This is a genomic window from Endobacter medicaginis, from assembly GCF_014192375.1.
In the GTDB taxonomy this organism is placed as follows: Bacteria; Pseudomonadota; Alphaproteobacteria; order Acetobacterales; family Acetobacteraceae; genus Endobacter; species Endobacter medicaginis.
In genome coordinates, this window is the sequence record NZ_JACHXV010000044.1 from 1 (window position 1) to 5,871 (window position 5,871).

General features: G+C 60.5%; 6 protein-coding genes and 1 pseudogene. 2 read left to right on the plus strand and 5 right to left on the minus strand.

Going from position 1 to position 5,871, the window contains the following annotated elements:
* Positions 1-90 precede the first annotated feature (90 nt).
* From FHR90_RS16815 to FHR90_RS16835, 5 genes are all read right to left on the minus strand, one after another.
* Positions 91-576, minus strand: a complete 486-nt coding sequence (locus FHR90_RS16815) for a Hint domain-containing protein (RefSeq protein ID WP_176624052.1) — start codon at positions 574-576, stop codon at positions 91-93.
* A gap of 407 nt (positions 577-983) precedes the next feature.
* Positions 984-1,166, minus strand: a complete 183-nt coding sequence (locus FHR90_RS16820) for a hypothetical protein (RefSeq protein WP_183275547.1) — start codon at positions 1,164-1,166, stop codon at positions 984-986.
* Between the two features lie 310 nt (positions 1,167-1,476).
* Complete coding sequence (locus FHR90_RS17835) at positions 1,477-1,698, minus strand: helix-turn-helix domain-containing protein (protein WP_176624049.1); 222 nt, start codon at positions 1,696-1,698, stop codon at positions 1,477-1,479.
* Positions 1,661-2,860 carry an IS256 family transposase gene (locus FHR90_RS16830; RefSeq protein WP_176624047.1) on the minus strand — a complete coding sequence of 400 codons (1,200 nt, stop codon included), beginning with the start codon at positions 2,858-2,860 and terminating at the stop codon, positions 1,661-1,663. The genes FHR90_RS17835 and FHR90_RS16830 overlap by 38 nt, the downstream gene beginning before the upstream one ends.
* A 129-nt stretch (positions 2,861-2,989) precedes the next feature.
* Complete coding sequence (locus tag FHR90_RS16835; protein WP_176624045.1) at positions 2,990-3,997, minus strand: Crp/Fnr family transcriptional regulator; 1,008 nt, start codon at positions 3,995-3,997, stop codon at positions 2,990-2,992.
* A gap of 582 nt (positions 3,998-4,579) precedes the next feature.
* Here FHR90_RS16835 and FHR90_RS16840 point away from each other — a divergent pair.
* Both FHR90_RS16840 and FHR90_RS16845 read left to right on the plus strand, forming a co-directional pair.
* Positions 4,580-4,759, plus strand: coding sequence for a LysR substrate-binding domain-containing protein (locus FHR90_RS16840; RefSeq protein WP_218062044.1), 180 nt, complete (start codon positions 4,580-4,582; stop codon positions 4,757-4,759).
* A 54-nt stretch (positions 4,760-4,813) separates the two neighbouring features.
* Positions 4,814-5,779 (plus strand): annotated as a pseudogene (locus tag FHR90_RS16845) (IS481 family transposase).
* The last annotated feature ends 92 nt before the right edge of the window (positions 5,780-5,871 follow it).

Consider the following 5,871-nt stretch of genomic DNA (forward strand, 5'->3'; position numbering starts at 1 on the left):
CTCCTCGGGCTTGTGCTTCTTCGCTGGCATGCGTCGTCCCTTCCTTGGTCCAGACTGTCATAGTCGATGGACCACTCAGAAGGGGGCAGCTCACAAGATGGAGTGTCTCGTTGTCTCGACATGGTAGGCATCGAAGACGGGCATGGAATGATCGTAGAAGATCGATCGACCATTCACGAGCATCCGGGCCGGGACGAGCTTTCCGTCGAAGAACAGGCGGTGCTCGGCCGTAACCAGAAGATCCTGATAAGGAACCCCGTCGGCGATCGCGTCGCGGAGAATACGGACGGGATAGCCCGCAAGATCATCGGCTAGATCAGGACAGATTGTGACCGTACGGCTTCCCGTCCAGACGATCACATCACTGATTGTCGCTCCGGTCGCGTCGTCCCATATCATGACCTGATCACCGATCGTCAGGCTTTCCACTGCTCTGTCACCCATCGGTGTGGTGATCATCGAGCCGGCAAGATAGCATGGCGTGACACGGGAATGGCGGACAAGACCCATGACGTGTGACCCCCGGCGGCTAGAATATGCGGACCTTGAAAAGGACGGATCGGTGATTGCGCTCATGTTGCGCTCGGCGAGCCGAGCTCCTGGTCGTGATTGGTCAAAATGACGAGCTTTTTTCGTTCCTGATCTATCTCGATTTCCTGGCCCGATTTACGGGAACTTCGTCCGCGCCAAAATCCTTCAAGGATATCCAGTCAACAGACACACCCAGGTGAGCTGCGATTAGGCCACCGACCTTGACGCGATCCAGTGGCTCATCCCTGATGATCTTCGTCAGGGTGGAACTCGTAACGCCGAGAATATGAGCAAGTCTGGTCCTGTCCGTCGCCCCGAGGGACCTTTGCCTGGAGAGCAAACCGCGAGCGAGGCTCATACCAATTTGCGACGCGTCCATTTTCGTTTCTTTCTCGTATTTACGTCCGTGATTCCAAAGGCCCGGTTTATGCCCGCGACATTGTCATCGCCCGTCAACGGAGGAGGCGTCCTTCGTTGGCTCCATAAAAAATGTAGTGCAGGAAAAGATCGCCCGCGAAACCCTGAAGGTCCGGATTGGCGACAAGATAGGCCCTCGGGTTGAAATCGGGATTCGGCGCTCGTAGCTCCATGCAGCCGTAATTGCGATAGTGGGTGGCAGGGTCCAGTCCAGACATCAGGACATCCGGGTTTTCGCGAACATAGAAGTCCCGGTCGAAAACCATCCGACTGGCGATGGGAGCTGTTGAAGATTTCGCAACGCCTGGACGTACATCTGGCCCGGGACGGCAGATTGGCCCTTGCTTCTCGCGTCCTCCGACTTTAGTCCGAGTATTTTTCATCCTTGTGTCCCGAATTGAATTTTATCTCGATAAAACACGATGGGTTCAGCACCGGGTAATACCCGCTTGGTTGGGCGAGTTCTTTCGATTCCGGCCGGTTCACCGCCGGAACATGTCCGCAATTCGAAGGCTGCTTTCAGTTTGGTCAATGCTTGGGACTCGCCTTGTTCCAGGTCGCGAGAGCCTCCGGATCGAGGATTCTGATATGCTCACGGCCGGTGGTCAGAATTCCCGCGTTCCTCATATCCGCGAGACTCTCGTTGACCGACTGTGATCGTGTCCCGAGCCTTGGTGTAGGAACGGCGTGCTGAGCAGGGTTGGCTGCTCGATCAGGCTGCCAGGGACGGCAGGCTGACGGCGAGATCATCGATGAGTGGCGCGATGGTTTCCAGCGTCATGTAGCGAGCGCGCTGGACGGCCCATTCGTCGTTCTGCTCCAGCAGGAGCGCGCCGATCAGCCGGGTGACGGCGTCCTCGTTGGGGAAGATCCCTATGACATCGCTGCGCCGCTTGATCTCGCCGTTGAGGCGTTCGATCGGGTTTGTCGAATGGATCTTGGCGCGATGCTGGGCCGGAAACCCCATGTAGGCCAGCACGTCGGCTTCCGCATCGTCCATCAGCGCGGCGAGCCGGGGCACGCGCGGGCGGGCCTGGTCGGCCACGTCGCGCCACTGCTTGCGGGCGGCGGCCGCGTCGTCCTGGGCGAAGGCGGTGCCGATCCAGGCCGAGACGATGCGCCGCTGCGTTTTGCCCGCATAGGCCAGCGCGTTGCGCATGAAATGCACCCGGCACCGCTGCCAGGTGGCGCTGAGCACCTTGGTGATGGCCGCTTTCAGGCCCTCATGCGCATCGGAGATGACGAGCTTGGTGCCGCGCAGACCGCGCCGGGCAAGGCTGCGCAGGAATTCGACCCAGAACGGCTCGGCCTCGCTGCACCCCGTGGTCATGCCGAGAACCTCGCGCCGACCGTCCGTGTTCACACCGACCGCCACAATGACAGCGACCGAGACGATCTGATGGTTGCGCCGGACCTTCACATACGTCGCGTCCAGCCAGACATAGGGCCAGTCCCCCTCGATCGGTCGCGTCAGGAAGGCGTGCACGCGCTCATCGATCTCGCCGCACAGGCGCGAGACCTGGCTCTTGCTGATGCCCTCCATGCCGAGGGCTTTGACCAAGTCGTCGACCGACCGGGTTGAGATACCCTGGATGTAAGCCTCCTGTATGACGGCGGTCAGCGCCTTCTCGGCCATGCGCCGGGGTTCGAGGAAGCCGGGGAAGTAGCTGCCTCGGCGCAGCTTGGGGATGCGCAACTCCACCGTCCCGGCACGGGTCTGCCAGTCCCGGTCGCGATAGCCGTTGCGCTGATTGGTCCGTCCCGCGCTGCGCTCGCCGGGGGCGGCGCCGCACAGGGTCTCGGTCTCCAGCGCCATCAGCCGCTCGGCGGCAAAGCCGATCATCTCGCGCAGAAACGTTGCGTCAGAGCCTTTCTCCAGCAGTTCGCGGAGAGCAGTCTTGTCGTCGGTCATCGTGGTGGTGGTCCTTGGGTCAGAGTTGCGTCTCGCAACCCAACCCTACCCAGCACCGCTGCGGTGACCACCGCCGTGGATAAGTCGCCTGCCTACGCCAGACTCTCGGCGGTCGCTCCGGCAGGCGACTTACCCACCGCTCCTACACCACGCCTTGGGACGCGACCCTGACTGTCGACTGCAACGAAGCGCCGCCGCCAGACGATCCTGCGAAAGTGGCACAAGCAGACTTGCCCGTAAGGCGCCGGCGCGAGCATCACCGGTCTTGCGATCGACAAGCAGTTTCAGCAAGAGGGCGAGCCGCTCTGGCAGTGGCCTGCGATCAGAAAGCGTATAACAGAATTGCACCGCGAGAGGATTGAGGGACTTGCCGGCCAGAAAACGCCAAAATGACGCGTTGGAGCCCAGTCTGTCGATAATTACATCGCGGGGCCATGAGACGGCGGTGACATCGCTCTCCGCGTAGAAATCGGCTCTCCAAGCGTGGTTGTCGACAAGCTCCGTTATTCCAACCCATGTTCCGGGCTGAAAGAACGATATGACGCTTTCGAGCCCGTCCTCGTTACTGATGGACCAGGAACACGTTCCGCAGGTCAGCATCATGAGCCGCTGCGCCTTCTCTCCGAAGCGCGCGATGAAGGACTGGCGGCGGAACAACTCGACGCGATAGGTCTCGAGCAAGAGTTGGATGGTGGAAGCGTCGAGGTATTCTGCCTGTTCGTCGAGAAGTGCTTTCACCAGAACGGGCGAATCAAAGCTTGTCATACCGTCTGTGACGAGCGCTGAACCGCTCCCCCCATAATCATTGCCTAATGAAATCAGACATTGTTGAGACAGAACGAAGTCCTCCGTCACTTGCGCGGATACGATGCGCGGACCGTTACCGGTTACAGTCACGGCGGAATAAAATCCGGTGACTCCATCCACGAAGTCTAAAAACGCATGATCTTCGACGTCGTCGTCGACATCGCGATAGAACGGCGCCCGAAATTTCGCTCCAGCGACCGGTTGCGCCCGTGCTGCTCTGTCAACAGGGTCACCACAATCGAACCCTCGGTCATCGACGCAGCCATCACTACGCAGCGACCGATTGGCGGGTAATCCGACTGTCGCGCTTGCAAAATGATATGCCGCCATGTTCGTGGCCCTCTGTGACGAAGCGGACGGTTTGAGGAAATCCCGGAGCGCAAAGGTTTCTTTGTGTTACCTAGGAGATGCTCCGATGGTGGTCTGTCAAAAATCCGACACGCAGAAAAAAAAGATCGATCGGGTCATCACGAACATTTCATTTCCTCGTGTTCGCCAAGGTGACGCATTCGTCAACTCGATGTATCGGACCGTTCATGTGCATTTGCGGGACCAAGCGACCGACCGATGTCTTGCAATGTTGTGAACGGTGTCTGGAATCGTTTTCCAGATGACTGCCGCCACCGCACGCCGCGTGCCGGGAAATCCCGGCTCCGGATCATAGTTCGGCGGGCTCACCGGGAACGTATCCCGTACTCCCGCCAGACCCGCTCCCAGCGCGCCTGCATCCGTCGCGTCGGCCACCACCGCCACCTCCCGGCCTCGCCGACGCCGCCTCCGCTGCCACCAACACCGCCATCAGAGGCACCTGCGCGTTGCCATTAACCCGATCGTCCAGCGCCAACTGCTGACTCCGAACCTGCGGCGCCTCGCATCGCGCCACCTCGACCTACTCCCCGCGAGACCGGCGACCTGACCACCGCGGGCCTCGACCTCGCCATCCGCTTCGGTCCACGACCCGCCTCGTCGATGTCCTCGCGGCACCTGCTCGACACCCGTGTGCTGACTGTCGCCTTCCCGAGCTATCTCGCCCGCCATGGCCGTCCCGCCACCCCCGACGACCTCACCCGCCAGCCATGTCCGCGACGCTAGGTGTTTAGTCCCACCGTGTGGTGATACGGATGATCATTCGGCACGGGATGGGTTATGGGACAGGTTCTACACGGCTGCGCCCGCACGACAGCGGCGGTGCGTCTCGCGGATCCAGGGTAGTGAAGCGAGCGTGAGGGCGCTGGCTGTGCGCTACGGCGTCAGCCCGACGACGATCCAGAAATGGCGCAGGCGTGATCATGTCCACGATGCGGCAATGGGGCCAAAGCAGGCCCGGTCGACGACGCTGACGTCGGAGCAACAGGCCGCAGTGGTGGCGTTTCGCCGGCACACGCTGCTGCCGCTCGACGACTGCCTGTATGCCTTGCAGCCATCCATACCCAGTCTGACGCGGTCCGGCCTGCATCGATGCCTACAGCGTCACGGTATTTCCCGCTTGCCCGAAATCGAGGGCGACAAGCCCGACAGGCGTAAGTTCAAGACCTACCCGATCGGGTTCTTCCACCTCGACATCGCCGAGGTCCGCACCGGCGAAGGCAAACTCTATTTGTTCGTCGCCATCGACAGAACCTCGAAGTTTGTCGTCGCACGCTTGGCGGATACCGCCGATCGGCAGAGCGCGGTCGCGTTCCTGGACGCAGTGATCGAGGCGGTGCCGTATCGCATTCACACCGTATTGACCGACAACGGCATCCAGTTCTGTCATCCGCCCCGCTACCGATCGGGGCCTACGGCGCAGTTCAGCATGCACCTGTTCGACCGGCTCTGCCGCCAACATGGCATCGAGCACAGGCTGACCAAGCCAAACCATCCCGGACCAATGGACAGGTCGAGCGGATGAACCGGACAATCAAGGACGCCACCGTTAAGCGTTACAACTACTCCGATCATCAGCAATTGACAGATCATCTCGACCTGTTCGTTGCCGCCTACAACTATGCCCGCAGGCTCAAGACCCTCAAGGGAATGACTCCGCACGAATACATCTGCCGCGTCTGGACCGAGGAGCCAGAACGGTTCAAAATCAATCCGTATCACCACACGGTGGGACTAAACACCTAGAGGGTGTTATGTACTTCCCGACCGGCCTGATTCATATGGGAGGGCATGACGAGTGCCCGCAAGCCGTATCCCTCTGACGTTTCCGACGACGA

Excerpts from the sequence above, each read along its gene's own strand:
- FHR90_RS16815 (WP_176624052.1), bottom strand. The coding sequence starts at position 576 with ATGAGCGCAATCACCGATCCGTCCTTTTCAAGGTCCGCATATTCTAGC.
- FHR90_RS16820 (WP_183275547.1), bottom strand. The coding sequence starts at position 1,166 with ATGTCTGGACTGGACCCTGCCACCCACTATCGCAATTACGGCTGCATG.
- FHR90_RS17835 (WP_176624049.1), bottom strand. The coding sequence starts at position 1,698 with ATGATCTCGCCGTCAGCCTGCCGTCCCTGGCAGCCTGATCGAGCAGCC.
- FHR90_RS16835 (WP_176624045.1), bottom strand. The coding sequence starts at position 3,997 with ATGGCGGCATATCATTTTGCAAGCGCGACAGTCGGATTACCCGCCAAT.
- FHR90_RS16830 (WP_176624047.1), bottom strand. The coding sequence starts at position 2,860 with ATGACCGACGACAAGACTGCTCTCCGCGAACTGCTGGAGAAAGGCTCT.